The sequence below is a fragment of the Quatrionicoccus australiensis genome, from assembly GCF_020510525.1.
In the GTDB taxonomy this organism is placed as follows: Bacteria; Pseudomonadota; Gammaproteobacteria; order Burkholderiales; family Rhodocyclaceae; genus Azonexus; species Azonexus australiensis_B.
The window spans coordinates 3,655,785-3,670,258 of record NZ_CP075188.1 but is presented as its reverse complement, the minus strand read 5'-3'; the positions used below and the strand labels follow the sequence as shown (position 1 = coordinate 3,670,258).

Sequence of the window (14,474 nt, the reverse complement as noted above, 5' to 3'; positions counted from 1 at the left end):
CGCCGCTAGCGGTCAACCCCGTTTTTGAGAGGAAAAGCCATGTTCTCCCGCTTGTCCTGCATCCTTCTGCTCATCTTGTCGCTGGCTTGTGGTGCAGCCCTGGGCATCGAGCCGGTGATCGTCGCAACCGTGACCCAGATCGGCGAGGCCTTCGTGGTCGATGCGACGATCACGGCACCCGTCTCCCAGGCTGAGGCCTGGGAAGTGCTGACCGATTTCGAGCACATGGCGCTCTTTGTCGGCAACCTCAAGGGCAGCAGCGTCGTGCGCCGAGAGGAAAATACCCTGTGGGTGCATCAGGATGGCGTCATCGAGTACGGGCCGTTTTCGCTGCCCTTCAAGTCCGAGCGCGAAATCCGCCTCGAACCGAAGAAGCGGATTCTCGCGAAAAGCCTGTCCGGCAGCATGAAGCGCATGGCGAGCGAAGCGCAGTTGAAGGCCGTGGCCGATGGCGTCGAGATTCGCTACCACGCCGAAGCCGTGCCCGATTCCGTGCTGGCCCGGATGTTCGGCGCGACCATCGTGCGCCACGAAATTGAAGAGCAGTTTCGCGAAATGACCGCGGAAATGCTGCGTCGTTACCCGCGCCCGAACTAGGCAAGGGTCTGGAGCCGCGCGGCCTGCTAAAATCGCGAAAAGTCATTTCGAGAACCCGCATGCAAATCACTCTTACCCGCCCCGACGACTGGCATCTTCACCTGCGCGATGGCGAAGCCCTGGCTTCCGTTCTCGCCCACACCGCCGCCCAGTTCGGCCGCGCCATCGTCATGCCCAACCTCAAGCCGCCGGTCACCACCGTCGAGCAGGCCGCCGCCTATCGCGACCGCATCGTCGCGGCACTGCCGGCCGGCGCGGTTTTCGAGCCGCTGCTGACGCTGTATCTGACCGACAACACGCCGGCCAGCGAGATTGCCAGGGCGGCTGCCTCCGGTTTCGTCAAGGCGGTCAAGCTTTACCCGGCCGGGGCGACGACCAATTCCGACGCCGGCCTGACCGACATTGCCAAGGCTTACGCCACGCTGGCCGAGATGGAGCGCGTCGGCCTGCCGCTGCTGGTGCATGGCGAAGTCACCGATCCGGCGATCGACCTGTTCGATCGCGAGAAGGTGTTCATCGATACCGTGCTGTTGCCGCTGACCCAGCGCTTTCCCAAGCTCAAGGTGGTCATGGAACACATCACGACGAAGGATGCGGCGGAATTCGTTGCTGCGGCGCCGTCTACCGTTGCGGCAACGATCACCGCGCATCACCTGCTCTACAACCGCAATGCCATCTTTTTGGGCGGCGTGCGGCCGCACTGGTATTGCCTGCCGGTGCTGAAGCGCGAAACGCATCGCCAGGCGCTGCTTGCCGCGGCCGTTTCCGGCAGTCCGAAGTTCTTCCTCGGCACCGATTCGGCGCCGCATGCCAAGGGCGCCAAGGAAGCTGCCTGCGGTTGCGCCGGCTGCTATACCGCGTATGCCGCGATCGAGCTCTATGCCGAGGCCTTCGAACAGGCCGGTGCGCTCGACAAGCTGGAAGCCTTCGCCAGCTTCAACGGTCCGGACTGGTACGGCCTGCCGCGTAACGCTGACAAGATCACGCTGGTCAGGCAGGACTGGAGGGTGCCGGCCGATTACCCCTATGTTGGCGACGAGCGCATCGTGCCCTTGCGTGCCGGTGAAACGCTGTCCTGGAAAATGCTCTGAGGAAAAACATCATGCGTCTGCGTCATCTGATTCTGCCGCTGCTGGCGGCACCGCTGCTCACCGCCTGTGTCAATGACGGCGCGACGTATGAAATCGACAACACCCGCGAGCACGTGCTGTCGCTGATCCGCGAGCAGCCGCTGTTCTGGGACAGCAAGGTCGATCTCTTCCTGGTCGTGTCGCGCATGCCGTCCTGCATGCGCCGGCATAGCCTGGGTACCGGGTCGCCGGTGAGCAAGGTCGAGGTGTACCAGGTGCCGTCCGGCGCCTTCATCATCAAGGTCGGCAAGCGGATGTTCGTGACCGAGACGCAGACCTGCGAAGGCTTTGCCAAGCTCAGCGAAGAGCCGGCCGAAGGCATGGGCGAGCTGAAAGGCACTTTCCAGGTCAAGAAGGGTGAGCTGGTCTTCGTCAAGGAAGAAAGCGGCGAAGCCAGCGCCACGCAGTGAGCCCCGATTCAAGCTGCAGCGGCGCGCTGTTCGAGCCGCTGCGTCGCTGGCTGGACCTGTTGCCGCCCGGCCCGGCCACCGGCGCCGTCGCAGAACTGGCCGAACGCTTCCCCATTCTTGTCGGCAATGGCCGGCCGGTGCGCTTTGTGCCGCCGCAGGCCGATGGCCTGGTCTACGAATGCCGGATCTGGGAAAACGGCGAGGTCGAGACGCGGCCCGACAACTGGCATGACTTCTTCAACGCGCTGGTCTGGCTGACCTTTCCGCTGACCAAGATCGCCGTCAGCGCCCGCCATGTCGGCGCGATGACGCCGGCCGGAGCGGCGCGCGGCACGGTGCGCGATGCGCTGACCCATTTCGATGAATGCGGCATCGCCGTGCTGTCGAGCCGGCCGGAATTGCTCGAATTGCTGCGCAATTTCCAGTGGCAGGAATTGTTCGTCGAGCAGCGTGCCGCCGTCATCGCGTCCATGCGTTTCATTGTCTTCGGGCATGCGACTTACGAGGCCCTGCTTGATCCCTATCGCGGCCTGACCGCCAAGGCGATTCTCTACGACGTCGCGCCGGACTTCCTGGCGCAGCCGCTGGAGCCGCTGCTGGCCGCCCTCGATGCCCGCCTGGCCAACGATCTGGCGAGCGGGCGTTATGCCCGTCCCGGCGATTTCCAGCCGCTGCCGCTGCTCGGTATTCCCGGCCTCACCCCGGCCAGCGAAGACCCGACCTATTACGCCGACACCTGGCAATTCCGCCCCGGTCGACGCCGCAAAAACAGCCAAAATCAGGAGGCTACCGATGCCGGCCATCCACGTTAAGTCCATGCAGATCGGCAACGATGCCATTGATGTACATGGCCACGTCAATAACCAGGAATACCTGCGCTGGATGCAGGAAGTGGCGATCGAGCACTCGACGCTGCAGGGCTGGCCGTTACCGCGTTATCTCGAAGCCGGCGCTTCCTGGTACGTGCGTTCGCATTTCATCGAATACCTGCGGCCGGCGCTGCTCGATGACGAAATCCGCATCTGCACCTGGGTCGCCGACCTGGAAAAGCGCAATTCCTTGCGCCGCACGCTGTTCCTGCGCGACGCCGATCGCAGCATCCTGGCGCGCGCCGAAACCCGCTGGAGCTATGTCGATCTGAAGAGCGGTCGCCCCTTGCCGATTCCCGAAATCCTGCGTGCGGCCTTCGAGATTGTCGCCAGCGAGGCCGACGTGCTGCACGCCCTGGCCTTTGCATGATGAGGAATTAAGCAAAAGTCATTTGTTGATGACGTTGGAAATGCCGATAATGCGGTTTTTCCAATATGCAGACAGGGGAGTTTCATGAAAATGCGGGCAACGATAGTCCTCGCCGCGCTGGCGCTGTCGGGATGTGCATCGATTTTTTCCGGATCGACCCAGGATGTGGCGATTCGTGCCACGCCGGGCGCCAAGTTCGTGGTTACCGACACCTACGGTCGCAAGGTGGCAAGCGGCGAAACCGAGGGGACGGTCAACCTGGTGCGTGGTGCCGGCTATTTCAGTCCGCACGCCTACAAGGTGAAGTTCACCAAGCCGGGCTACCAGAACAAGACGCTGGAAGTGAATCCTTCGCTGAACGGCTGGTATTTCGGCAACCTGCTGCTCGGCGGCTTTGTCGGCATGGTGATTGTCGATCCGCTGACCGGCGCAATGTACAACCTGCTGCCGCGCGAGATCGAAGCCGAGCTGGAGCCAACCGGTGAGGATCTGGTGGCAATGGAGCGCGAAACGGCCATCGTCGAGAAAACCCGTGCTTATCCGGTTTCGAAAAATGATTACACGGCGCGGCAGAAACTGCCCGAATTGCGCTGTACACCGCTCGGCCGGCCGGCGGTCGAAGGCCTGAATAGCGGCAAGGAGAAATTCCTGTTCGAATGCAAGGAAGGCCAGCAGGTACAACTCCTCTGCCTGTCCAATCTGGGCTGTCGGGCTGGCTGACGCTACCTCGGCACGATGCTCGTGAAAAAAGGCGGGGCGGTCATGTCGACCGCCCCGCCTTTTTTGTCTGACCCGATCAGGCGGCCTGTTCGTTGCGGGCGACGCCGATCCGGTTGATGCCGCTGAGCAAGGCCTTGATCGAGGCGGTGACGATGTTGGCATCCATGCCGACGCCGTAGCAGTCGCCGCTACCGTTGCCGGCAATTTCCATGAAGGCGCAGGCGCGGGCATTGCCGTCCTCGCCCATCGGCACCATCGAACGCTCTTCGTAGCTGCGCACCTGGATCCGGATGCCGGCGCTCTGCAAGGCGTGCACCGTCGCGTTGATCGGGCCGTTGCCTTCGCCGGTGAGCAAGTGCGGCGTGCCGTCGATTTCGACATTGAGGCGGATGCCCTGGGCGCTGCCGTGCTCGAAGAGATGGTGGCCGAGGTAACGCACCGGCGCCACGCTGTCGAGGTAGTTTTTCGCGAAGAGGTTCCAGATGTCGTCGGCGCTGACTTCGCCGCCATGCGTGTCGGTGTGCTGCTGCACGACGCCCGAGAACTCGACCTGGAGGCGGCGCGGCATGACCACGCCGTGCTCGGTTTCCATGAGGTAGGCGATGCCGCCCTTGCCCGACTGGCTATTCACCCGGATCACCGAATCGTAGGAACGGCCGACGTCGGCCGGATCGATCGGGAGATAGGGCACCGCCCATTGCTCGACTGCCTCTTGAGCAGTAAACCCCTTCTTGATGGCGTCCTGGTGGGAGCCGGAGAAGGCCGTGAATACGAGATCCCCGACGTACGGGTGGCGCGGATGGATCGGGAGCTGGGTGCAGTGTTCGAAAGTACGGGCGACGGCGTTGATGTCGGAAAAATCGAGGCCGGGATGCACGCCCTGGGTGTACATGTTGAGCGCGACGGTGACCAGGTCGACATTGCCGGTGCGCTCGCCGTTGCCGAAAAGGCAGCCCTCGACGCGGTCGGCACCGGCCATGAGGCCGAGTTCGGCGGCGGCGACGGCGGTGCCGCGATCGTTGTGCGGGTGGAGGCTGATGATGACGCTGTCGCGGCGGGCGAGGTTGCGGTGCATCCACTCGATCTGGTCGGCGTAGATGTTGGGTGTCGCGATCTCGACCGTGGTCGGGAGATTGAGGATGACCTTGCGCTCCGGCGTCGCGCCCCAGGCGGCGGTCACCGCGTCGCAGACTTCCTTGGCGAAATCGAGTTCGGTCGCGGTGAAGAGTTCCGGGCTGTATTCGAGGGTGATCTTCGTGCCGTCGGTACGCTCGAGTTCGTCGGCGAGCATTTTGATCAATTTGACGGCGTCGACCGCCATGGCCACGACTTCATCCTTGCTCATGCCGAACACGTTGTCGCGGAAGGTCTTGCAGGTCGCGTTATAGACGTGGACGATGGCCTGCCTGGCCCCCTTGAGCGACTCGAAGGTGCGGCGGATGAGGTGTTCGCGGGCCTGGGTGAGCACTTCGATGGTGACGTCGTCGGGAATGTGCTTTTCCTCGATGAGGCGGCGCACGAAGCCGAATTCGGTTTCGGAAGCCGACGGGAAGGCGATCTCGATTTCCTTGAAGCCGATGGCGCAGAGCGTCTTGAACATCTGCATCTTCTTGTCGGCGTTCATCGGCTCGAACAAGGCCTGGTTGCCGTCGCGCAAATCGGTACTCATCCAGATCGGCGGCGTCGTGATGACGCGGCTCGGCCACTGGCGGTCGACGAGCTGGATGGGGGCAAAAGCGGTGTATTTGGCGGCGGGGTTGGGCAACATGATGACAGCTCCTGTAGCGGCAAGCATTGATTCGATGGACGTCATGTTACGGAAAAAGGCGCGGCAGGTGCTTGCGTTGTTTGCCTTGTTTTGCATGTAATTGGCAATTTAATTGCGCTATATTTTTAGTTATTGAATTAATATTTCTACTTGTTGAAAAAGCCGGAAATATCATGCAACTCGACCGCTACGACCGCCAGATTCTCGCCCTGTTGCAGCAGGACGGCCGGATCAGCAACCAGGATCTGGCCGACCGCATCGGCCTGTCGCCGTCGCCCTGTCTGCGCCGGGTGCGCACGCTGGAAGAGGCCGGCCTGATCACCGGCTACCGCGCGCTGCTCGACGCCAAGAAGCTCGGCCTGTCGCTGATGGCGCTGATCGGCATCTCGATGGACCAGCACACGCCGGAGCGCTTCGCCAACCTGGAGGCGACGATTGCAGAAATCCCGGAAGTGCTGGAGTGCCTGCTGATCACCGGCCAGCAGTCGGATTACCAGCTCAAGGTGGTAATCCGCGACATGGATGCCTACCAGGATCTGCTGCTCAACAAGATCACCCGCATCCAGGGTGTCACCGGCGTGCATTCCAGTTTTGTGCTCAGAAAGGTCGTCGACCGTACGGCGCTGCCCTTGCCTGCCGAGTGATTCGGCCCGGCAAAGTGTTACCCTGACGTCAGGCCGCTTGCCGGCCCGTCCCAGCGACTGCCTCTTCGGCCCGCATTCCACTTCCCCAAGCGTCGTGCCCGTTCGATCAGAACATTTTCTGATTCGCCACCACGCCTTGTTCCGGGAGGAATGCCCATGGCCGACTACCAGGTCCGCTACCAGACGATCAGCGTCGGCAGCACGGATTACCTGATCCGCTCGCTGCTCGACAGTCAGCAATTCGACGATCCGCTCGGCGAGGCCGCCGGGCTCGGCATCTCCTCGGCCAGCTGGTCCCTGTTCGGGCAGGTCTGGCCCTCGGCGCGGGTGCTGGCCGGGGTCATGGACAGTTACGCGCTGACCGGCAAGCGCATTCTCGAAATCGGCGCCGGCCTCGGCCTGGCCAGCCTGGTCGTGCATCGTCGCCAGGGCGACATGACGGCCAGCGACTGCCATCCGCTGAGCCGCCTCTTTCTCGAGGAGAACCGGCTGCTCAACCATCTCGGGCCGCTCAAGTACGAGGACGGCAACTGGGCGGCGGCCAATCCCGGGCTCGGCAAATTCGATCTGATCATCGGCAGCGACCTGCTCTACGAGCGCGACCAGCCGGCCGTGCTCGCCGCCTTCATCGAGCGCCACGCAGCAGCGGGGGCGGAAGTGCTGATCGTCGACCCGAACCGCGGCAACCGGCCGGCCTTTCGCCGAGCCATGGCCGGTCAGGGCTATCTCTACAGCGAAAGCAGCGCCGATTGCATCTTTGCCGACGGCGAAGCCTACAAGGGGCATTTCCTGCGTTTTCGCCGCGTCGACCGGGTCGGCGATGCGCTGAGCAGTTGAGTGATGCGGGCTTGCTGCGCAAGATGAAAATGCACTGTTTTTTGCGGTCGACCGCCCGGCGGCGCGATAGTCGGCCGGGCCGACGCCGGGGTGCGTATAATCCGCGCCTGGAAAGTCGGCCAGGCAATCGCTGGGCGGCGGGGGCAACTTCGCTGCCGGGAGGAAAGTCCGGGCTCCGCAGGGCAGGATGCCAGTTAACGACTGGGTGCTATAAGTCGCAAGACCCAAGGCAACGGAAAGTGCAACAGAAAACAAACCGCCGATGGCTCCGCAAGGAGATCAGGTAAGGGTGAAACGGCGAGGTAAGAGCTCACCGCGTCCACGGTAACGGCGGACGGCATGGCAAACCCCATCCGGAGCAAGACCAAATAGGGAAGCACTAGGCGTGGCCCGCGCTGCTTCCGGGTAGGTTGCTTGAGCCTGTCAGCAATGGCAGGCCTAGAGGAATGATTGCCGAACCCCGCAAGGGGGGAACAGAACCCGGCTTATCGGCCGGCTTTCCAACTTCTTTCTTGATCGTTGCGGTGAAAAATGCCCGGCCGCAGCGGTCGACCGTACGGAAACGGGCAAAGCCGTTTCCGGCCCTGGGCTTACAATGCCGCCATGAATGCCACTCTTGTATGGTCGGAAGCCGGCCAAACCCAGCGCGCCGTCTGGCGCTCCGAAGCCGCTCTGGCGGCGCCGTCCACCGTTGCCATTGCCGATGATCGCACCTCGGCCGATGCCGCCTACCGCCAGATGGAGGCCGGCACGGCGCTGCTCTGGCGCGGCGACTGGGTCAATGCCCGGCATCTCATGGAAGCGCTGAGCAAGCGCGCCGACCGTCGTTTCGGCGCGGGGCGCGGCAAACCGGCAAAAACCGCGGCCGAAGCCTTCGCCCGGCATCGCCAGACGCAGGGCGAACGCGCTGCCTTGCTGGCGCGCCTGCTCGTGCCGGTGGCCGGCGATTTCAGCGTGCCGCTGCGCCGCGCCCAGGAAACTGCAGACGCCTGTCGCGCCGCCTGGGGCGAACCGGACGGCGCGGCGAGCGTCGTCGCGCTGCGCGAACTGCTGGCCGTGATCAGCGCTTACGAATGGCGCAAGAAGGGCATCCCGGTGCCTGCCGTCGAAGGCCGCATCTACCCGCATTACGGCGTTTTCTCGCCGGTGCGCGGCGAATATGTCGACTTGGTCGCGCGCGCGCCGTTGCCGGCCGATTGCGCGCTCGCCTTCGACATCGGCACCGGCTCCGGCATCATCGCCGCCATCCTCGCCCGCCGTGGTGTCGCGCAGGTCGTGGCGACCGACATGGACGACCGGGCACTGGCCTGCGCCACGGAAAACGTGCAAAAACTCGGCTTGGCCGCTGCGGTGCAGTTGCAGAAAGCCGATCTCTTCCCCGAAGGCCGCGCCCCGCTCGTCGTCTGCAACCCGCCCTGGGTGCCGGCGCAGCCCAGTTCGCCGATCGAATACGCCGTCTACGACCCCGATTCGCGCATGCTGCGCGGCTTCCTCGGCGGCCTGGCGGCGCATCTGACGCCGGGCGGCGAGGGCTGGCTGATTCTTTCCGATCTCGCCGAACACCTCGGCCTGCGCTCGCGCGAAGAACTGCAGGGCTGGATTGCCGCCGGCGGCCTGCGCGTCATCGATCGCCTTGACACCCGCCCGCAACACCCGAAGACGCGCGACGCGAGCGACCCGCTGCACGCGGCGCGCGCCGCCGAGGTCACCTCCTTGTGGCGACTCGGGCTGGCGGGCGCATAGTCCGCTCCGGCGATGGTGCCGGCAGCCTTAGCCCAGCGTCGCGCTCGCCAGCTTGATGCCGAAGCCGATGAACAGGCCGCCAACCGCCAGGTTGCCGACTGCCGCCAGGCGTTGCCGTTCGCGGAAATGCCGCGCCAGGTGCGTACCGCCGAAAATCAGTCCGGTCAGGTAAAGCGCGCTGAGGATCTGCACAATCACCCCGAGAATCAGGAAGGACAAGGCCGGGTGCGGATAGTCGTGGGCGACGAACTGGATGAAGAAGGACACGAAAAAGAGGATGGCCTTGGGATTGGTCAGGCTGATCAGCAAGGCCGTGCGAAATGGCCGCGCGGTTTCCAGCGTTGTCGTTTCCAGCTGCGCCTTGCCGGCGCCGCGCCAGGTGCGCCGGGCCGCCCGCAGCAGGTTGATGCCCAGCCAGGCAAGATAGGCGGCTCCAGCGTACTTGAGCGCCATGAACAGGGCCGGCGTGGTTTGCAACAGCGACGAAATCCCGGTCACCGAGAGAATCATCAGCACCGTATCGCCGACAAAGATGCCGCAGGCACCTTGGTAGCCTTTCGCAATGCCCAGGCGCGAGGCGATTGTCATCACGTACAGTGAGTTCGGCCCGGGCAGCAGCACGATGGCGATGGTTCCCAGGACGAAGGTGGCGAGATCGGTGATGCCGTAGAACATGGGTTTGCCCCGTGCGGTAAAAGTGGATTTTACAAGTCCAGGTGACCATATGGGGGGGGATCTGTCCGGGCTTGCTTTAATAATGTAAAAAGTGCTAAAGTTGTCGCATATATCAGTTAAATGCAAAACCGTTCGAAAGGCGGTGACGCAAAGCCACGGGACTACCGCATCGCGAGATGTCAGGTTCGCCGGGTTGCCAGGATGGATGCTTCTCCTGCTCGCTTTGCGCCATTCGTCTTCCTTGCCTTGAGGATTCACGATGGCCGCCAAACCGGTTTACAACGATGCCCAGGTTGTCACTTCGCTGACCAATACGGGTGGTGCCGCATGGCACAGCAGCGTCATCACCTACAATTTTCCGACCAGCATTTCGGCTGCCGCACCCGAGAGCGCCGGCTTTTCGCATGCCACGGCCAGCCAGCAGGCGATGACCGATTACTGGATGCGTGCCTGGGATGATGTGGTCGGTGCTTCCATCGTGCGCATTGCCGATGGTGCGAAGGCCAACATCACGCTGGCCAACAGTTCTGCCCCGTCTTACGCCTATTCGTATTACCCCAGCAGCTATGGTGCCGGCGTTTATCTGAATCCGGCTTACGGTAGCAACTCGGGCACCAACAACCTGGTCAATCCGACGCTGGGCGACTGGGGCGGCATGGCGATCGGCCATGAAATCGGCCATGCCCTCGGGCTGTCGCATCCCGGTGCCTACAACGGTGGCTCACCGACTTACGAGATGAGCGCGGTGTACATGCAGGACAGCCAGCAATACACCATCATGTCTTACTTCACCGCAGCCAAGACCGGCTCCGACTGGATTGCCGGCGACAACAAGGTGCACTACGCGCAAACGCCGATGATGAACGACATCATGGCGCTGCAGGCGCTTTACGGCGTCGATACCTCGACGCGCAGTGGCAATACCGTTTATGGCTTTAACAGCACGTTGACCGGTACGGTTTTCGACTTTGCCGCCAACGCCCATCCGGTACTCTGCATCTATGATGCGGCCGGCAACGACACGCTCGACCTCTCCGGCTTTGCCGGTGCTTCACGCATTTCGCTGGTTGCCGGCAGTTTTTCCAACTGCGATGCAATGACCAACAACATCTCGATCGCCCGCAATGTCGTGATCGAAAATGCCGTTGGCGGTGCCGGCAATGACATCCTGATCGGCAATGCGGCCGACAACATCCTCAATGGCGGCGCTGGCGTCGACAGCATGACCGGTGGCCTGGGCAATGACACTTATGTTGTCGATAATCTGCAGGACAAGGCCATCGAGCTGGCCGGACAGGGCAACGACACCGTGATTGCTTCGCTTTCGCTGACCCTGGGGGCGAATCTCGAAAATCTGGTGCTGAGTGGCTCGGCCAATATCAATGCGACCGGGAGCGCCGTCGCCAACAGTCTGCTCGGCAATGCCGGCGACAATATCCTGAATGGTCTGGCGGGCGCCGACATCATGGCCGGCGGCCTGGGTAACGACATCTATGTCGTCGATAATGCGCTGGATGTCGTCATCGAGCAGGTCGGGCAGGGTACTGACCTGGTGCAGTCGGCAGTCAGCTATACCCTGACCGGCAACGTGGAAAAGCTTGCCCTGGCCGGCACGGCCTCGATCAATGGCACCGGCAACGCGTTGGACAATACGCTGATCGGCAACAGTGGCAACAATCTGCTGGATGGTGGTGCCGGTAACGACACCATGGCCGGCGGTATCGGTAACGACACCTACCTTCTCGACAGCACCCGCGATGTTGTTGTCGAGTTGGTCGGGCAAGGTATGGATACAGTCCTGTCGGCATTCGGCCAGACTCTGGGGGCCAATATCGAAAATCTGACGCTGACCGGAACGGCAGCGGTCAACGGTGCGGGCAATGCGCTCAACAATACGCTGACCGGGAATGCCGCCAACAATGTACTTGATGGCGGAGATGGTGCGGACACGCTGATTGGCGGGCTGGGCAACGATACCTATCTGCTCGACAATCCAAACGACAAGATCGTTGAACTGCTGAATCAGGGCGTGGACAACGTGTTCTCGTCGGTGAGTTGCACCCTGTCTGCCAATGTCGAGAATCTGACGCTGACCGGTCTGGTCGCCAGCACCGGCACCGGCAACGATCTGGTCAACATCCTGGTTGGCAATGCAGCCAGCAATATCCTGAACGGTGGTGCCGGCAACGACATCCTGATTGGCGGTCAGGGAGCCGACAAGCTGACCGGCGGCATCGGTGCCGATATCTTCAGGTTCCTTGGCGTGACTGATTCCTCGGCTGGTGCGACACGCGACATCGTCTATGACTTCAGCGTCGCCCAGGGCGACCGCATCGACCTCACCCAGTTGCTCACCGGCGTCACCCTGCCCAACAACCAAAGCCTGCACTGGGCCGATGCCGGCTTCACCGGCGTTGCCGGTGACCTGTGCTTCAAATCCGGCGTCCTGATGGCCGATACCAACGGCGACGCCAAGGCTGATTTTGAAGTGCAACTGATCGGCATAACCACGCAACTGACACACGCCTGCGTGCTGATCTGACATTTTCCCGGCGATTGCCGGAAAGAAAAAAGCCATCCGCAAGGATGGCTTTTTGTTTGGTGGGCCCGCACGGACTTGAACCGTGGACCAAAGGATTATGAGTCCTCTGCTCTAACCAACTGAGCTACGGGCCCGGAAAGCTTTAGTTGCCGTTGGTGTCGACGAAGCTGCGCAGCTTGTCGGAGCGGCTCGGGTGGCGCAGCTTACGCAGGGCCTTGGCTTCGATCTGGCGGATGCGTTCGCGGGTGACGTCGAATTGCTTGCCGACTTCTTCCAGCGTGTGGTCGGTGTTCATTTCGATACCGAAACGCATGCGCAGGACCTTAGCTTCCCTCGTCGTCAGCGTGTCCAGGATTTCCTTGGTGACGCCACGCAGGCTGGAGTACATCGCCGCATCGGCCGGAGCCAGAGTGCCGGAGTCTTCGATGAAGTCGCCGAGATGCGAGTCGTCGTCGTCGCCGATCGGGGTTTCCATGGAGATGGGCTCCTTGGAAATCTTCATGATCTTGCGGATCTTCTCTTCCGGCATGTCCATCTTCTTGGCCAGCGTGGCGGGATCGGGTTCGGCACCCGTTTCCTGCAGGATCTGGCGGCTGATCCGGTTCATCTTGTTGATCGTTTCGATCATGTGCACCGGGATGCGGATGGTCCGTGCCTGGTCGGCGATGGAGCGGGTGATAGCCTGGCGGATCCACCACGTGGCATACGTCGAGAACTTGTAGCCGCGGCGGTATTCGAACTTGTCCACCGCCTTCATCAGGCCGATGTTGCCTTCCTGGATCAGGTCGAGGAACTGCAGGCCGCGATTGGTGTATTTCTTGGCGATCGAGATGACCAGGCGCAGGTTGGCCTCGGTCATTTCGCGCTTGGCGCGACGGGCCTTGGCTTCACCGGTCGACATCTGTTTGTTGATGTCTTTCAGGTCCTTGAGCGGAATGCCGATGCGGTCCTGCAGGGCGAGCAGCTTTTTTTGTTCTTCCTTGATGGCCGGGCCGTTGCGGGTCAGGACGGCGACGTAGGTCTTGGGGGCGGCAGCGATTTCGCCGTCGGCCCAGTCGAGATTGACTTCGTTGCCCGGGAAGGACTGGATGAAGTGCGGGCGCGGCATCTTGACGCGGTCCACGCAGATTTGCTGGATCTTGCGCTCGCAGCCGCGCACCTGCTCGACCATGCCGCGCACGCTGTCACACAGGCGCTCGATCGAGCGCGAGGTGAAGCGGATGTTCATCAGCTCGTCGGAAATCTGCTGTTGCAGCTTGAGGTAGGCCTTGTCCTGCGGGCCCTTGCTGTGCAACAGCTTCTGCATCTTGGTGTGCAGACCCTTGATGATGTCGAAACGCTCGAGGGCGTCGACCTTCAGCTGCAGCAGCGAGGCGGAAACGGCAGCGGCTGCGCCACCACCTTCTTCGTCATCGCCGGCATCTTCTTCGTCTTCTTCGATTTCTTCGGCAACTTCAGGGGCGGCCGGCGCGGCTTCAACGGCATTCGGGTCGATCAGGCCGTCGACCAGTTCGTCGATGCGCATTTCCTCGGTTTCAACCTTGGCGGCCATTTCGAGGATGTCGTCAATCGTGGTCGGACAGGCGGAAATCGCCTGGACCATGTGCTTGAGGCCTTCTTCGATGCGCTTGGCGATTTCGATTTCGCCTTCGCGGGTGAGCAGTTCGACCGAGCCCATTTCGCGCATGTACATGCGGACCGGGTCAGTCGTGCGGCCGAATTCGGAGTCGACGGTAGACAGTGCCTGTTCGGCCTGCGCTTCGACTTCTTCGTCGTCGGTCGCGGCTGCAGCCGTGTCGGACATCAGCAGGTCTTCGGCAGCCGGGGCTTCGTCGAACACCTGGATGCTCATTTCGCTGAAAGTCGAAATGATGGCTTCGATACTTTCCGCGTCGACCACGTCGTCCGGCAGGTGGTCGTTGATTTCGGCGTAGGTCAGGTAACCACGTTCCTTGCCGAGCTTGATCAGGGCCTTGAGACGTGTCTTGCGCGCTTCGGCGTCAAGGGGTTCCGGAGTTTCTGCTATTGCACCGTCGAGCAGCGCCTTTTCGGCTGCTTTCTCCTTGGCTTTGCTGACGCGAGCCTTGGGGGCTTCCTTAGCAGTATCTTTTGCCTTGGCCATGAACACGATCCCTTAAAATGCGGAAAACCGCCGATTTTACCATAACT

At 62.1% G+C, this 14,474-nt stretch carries 13 protein-coding genes, 1 tRNA gene, 1 other RNA gene and 1 riboswitch; of the genes, 11 read left to right on the top strand and 4 right to left on the bottom strand.

Annotation, left to right across the window (positions count from 1 at the left end; translation table 11 throughout):
- Nucleotides 1–39: 39 nt before the first annotated feature.
- From KI612_RS17505 to KI612_RS17480, 6 genes are all read left to right on the top strand, one after another.
- The gene (locus KI612_RS17505; protein WP_226441343.1) at nt 40–597 is read left to right on the top strand and encodes an SRPBCC family protein; all 558 of its coding nucleotides are present in this window, start codon (nt 40–42) and stop codon (nt 595–597) included.
- 59 nt (nt 598–656) lie between these two features.
- On the top strand, nt 657–1,688 hold the full coding sequence (pyrC, locus tag KI612_RS17500; protein ID WP_226441342.1) for a dihydroorotase: 1,032 nt from the start codon (nt 657–659) through the stop codon (nt 1,686–1,688).
- Nucleotides 1,689–1,699: 11 nt separating this feature from the next.
- Nucleotides 1,700–2,137 (top strand): hypothetical protein, encoded by a 438-nt coding sequence (locus KI612_RS17495; protein WP_226441341.1) that lies wholly within the window; start codon nt 1,700–1,702, stop codon nt 2,135–2,137.
- Entirely contained in the window at nt 2,134–2,949 is an 816-nt protein-coding gene (locus tag KI612_RS17490) for a DUF3025 domain-containing protein (RefSeq protein WP_226441340.1), read from the top strand. The genes KI612_RS17495 and KI612_RS17490 overlap by 4 nt, the downstream gene beginning before the upstream one ends.
- Nucleotides 2,930–3,376: an acyl-CoA thioesterase gene (locus tag KI612_RS17485; RefSeq protein WP_226441339.1), complete on the top strand. Its 447-nt coding sequence runs from the start codon at nt 2,930–2,932 to the stop codon at nt 3,374–3,376. Before KI612_RS17490 ends, KI612_RS17485 begins: the two co-directional genes overlap by 20 nt.
- An 84-nt stretch (nt 3,377–3,460) precedes the next feature.
- Entirely contained in the window at nt 3,461–4,096 is a 636-nt protein-coding gene (locus KI612_RS17480) for an EXORDIUM family protein (protein WP_226441338.1), read from the top strand.
- Nucleotides 4,097–4,172: 76 nt separating this feature from the next.
- Here the strand turns inward: KI612_RS17480 and leuA are convergent, their stop codons facing one another.
- Nucleotides 4,173–5,864 (bottom strand): 2-isopropylmalate synthase, encoded by a 1,692-nt coding sequence (gene leuA / locus KI612_RS17475; protein ID WP_226441337.1) that lies wholly within the window; start codon nt 5,862–5,864, stop codon nt 4,173–4,175.
- Nucleotides 5,865–6,037: 173 nt separating this feature from the next.
- Between leuA and KI612_RS17470 the strand changes: the two genes are divergently transcribed.
- The 4 genes from KI612_RS17470 to KI612_RS17455 all read left to right on the top strand — a co-directional run bounded on the left by KI612_RS17470 (nt 6,038) and on the right by KI612_RS17455 (nt 9,088).
- Nucleotides 6,038–6,508 carry an Lrp/AsnC family transcriptional regulator gene (locus KI612_RS17470; RefSeq protein ID WP_226441336.1) on the top strand — a complete coding sequence of 157 codons (471 nt, stop codon included), beginning with the start codon at nt 6,038–6,040 and terminating at the stop codon, nt 6,506–6,508.
- A 156-nt stretch (nt 6,509–6,664) separates the two neighbouring features.
- A complete protein-coding gene (locus tag KI612_RS17465; protein ID WP_226441335.1) occupies nt 6,665–7,345 on the top strand; it encodes a class I SAM-dependent methyltransferase in 681 nt (226 codons plus the stop codon).
- A 111-nt stretch (nt 7,346–7,456) separates the two neighbouring features.
- Nucleotides 7,457–7,849: RNase P RNA component class A (rnpB, locus tag KI612_RS17460), an RNA gene on the top strand.
- A gap of 99 nt (nt 7,850–7,948) precedes the next feature.
- Nucleotides 7,949–9,088 (top strand): 50S ribosomal protein L11 methyltransferase, encoded by a 1,140-nt coding sequence (locus KI612_RS17455; protein WP_226441334.1) that lies wholly within the window; start codon nt 7,949–7,951, stop codon nt 9,086–9,088.
- Nucleotides 9,089–9,115: 27 nt separating this feature from the next.
- On the opposite strand, the gene leuE is transcribed toward KI612_RS17455, so the two are convergent.
- Nucleotides 9,116–9,763: a leucine efflux protein LeuE gene (gene leuE / locus KI612_RS17450; RefSeq protein ID WP_226441333.1), complete on the bottom strand. Its 648-nt coding sequence runs from the start codon at nt 9,761–9,763 to the stop codon at nt 9,116–9,118.
- A gap of 111 nt (nt 9,764–9,874) precedes the next feature.
- Nucleotides 9,875–9,964: riboswitch (cyclic di-GMP riboswitch) on the top strand.
- A 58-nt stretch (nt 9,965–10,022) separates the two neighbouring features.
- Between leuE and KI612_RS17445 the strand changes: the two genes are divergently transcribed.
- A complete protein-coding gene (locus KI612_RS17445; protein WP_226441332.1) occupies nt 10,023–12,305 on the top strand; it encodes a M10 family metallopeptidase C-terminal domain-containing protein in 2,283 nt (760 codons plus the stop codon).
- Between the two features lie 57 nt (nt 12,306–12,362).
- Here KI612_RS17445 and KI612_RS17440 read toward each other — a convergent pair.
- Both KI612_RS17440 and rpoD read right to left on the bottom strand, forming a co-directional pair.
- Nucleotides 12,363–12,439: transfer RNA gene (locus KI612_RS17440), tRNA-Ile, on the bottom strand.
- Nucleotides 12,440–12,447: 8 nt separating this feature from the next.
- Nucleotides 12,448–14,427 (bottom strand): RNA polymerase sigma factor RpoD, encoded by a 1,980-nt coding sequence (rpoD, locus tag KI612_RS17435; RefSeq protein ID WP_404818063.1) that lies wholly within the window; start codon nt 14,425–14,427, stop codon nt 12,448–12,450.
- Nucleotides 14,428–14,474: the final 47 nt, after the last annotated feature.

Coding starts and splice junctions, on each gene's coding strand:
- KI612_RS17505 (WP_226441343.1), top strand. CDS start 40: ATGTTCTCCCGCTTGTCCTGCATCCTTCTGCTCATCTTGTCGCTGGCT.
- pyrC (WP_226441342.1), top strand. CDS start 657: ATGCAAATCACTCTTACCCGCCCCGACGACTGGCATCTTCACCTGCGC.
- KI612_RS17495 (WP_226441341.1), top strand. CDS start 1,700: ATGCGTCTGCGTCATCTGATTCTGCCGCTGCTGGCGGCACCGCTGCTC.
- KI612_RS17485 (WP_226441339.1), top strand. CDS start 2,930: ATGCCGGCCATCCACGTTAAGTCCATGCAGATCGGCAACGATGCCATT.
- KI612_RS17480 (WP_226441338.1), top strand. CDS start 3,461: ATGAAAATGCGGGCAACGATAGTCCTCGCCGCGCTGGCGCTGTCGGGA.
- leuA (WP_226441337.1), bottom strand. CDS start 5,864: ATGTTGCCCAACCCCGCCGCCAAATACACCGCTTTTGCCCCCATCCAG.
- KI612_RS17470 (WP_226441336.1), top strand. CDS start 6,038: ATGCAACTCGACCGCTACGACCGCCAGATTCTCGCCCTGTTGCAGCAG.
- KI612_RS17465 (WP_226441335.1), top strand. CDS start 6,665: ATGGCCGACTACCAGGTCCGCTACCAGACGATCAGCGTCGGCAGCACG.
- KI612_RS17455 (WP_226441334.1), top strand. CDS start 7,949: ATGAATGCCACTCTTGTATGGTCGGAAGCCGGCCAAACCCAGCGCGCC.
- leuE (WP_226441333.1), bottom strand. CDS start 9,763: ATGTTCTACGGCATCACCGATCTCGCCACCTTCGTCCTGGGAACCATC.
- KI612_RS17445 (WP_226441332.1), top strand. CDS start 10,023: ATGGCCGCCAAACCGGTTTACAACGATGCCCAGGTTGTCACTTCGCTG.
- rpoD (WP_404818063.1), bottom strand. CDS start 14,427: ATGGCCAAGGCAAAAGATACTGCTAAGGAAGCCCCCAAGGCTCGCGTC.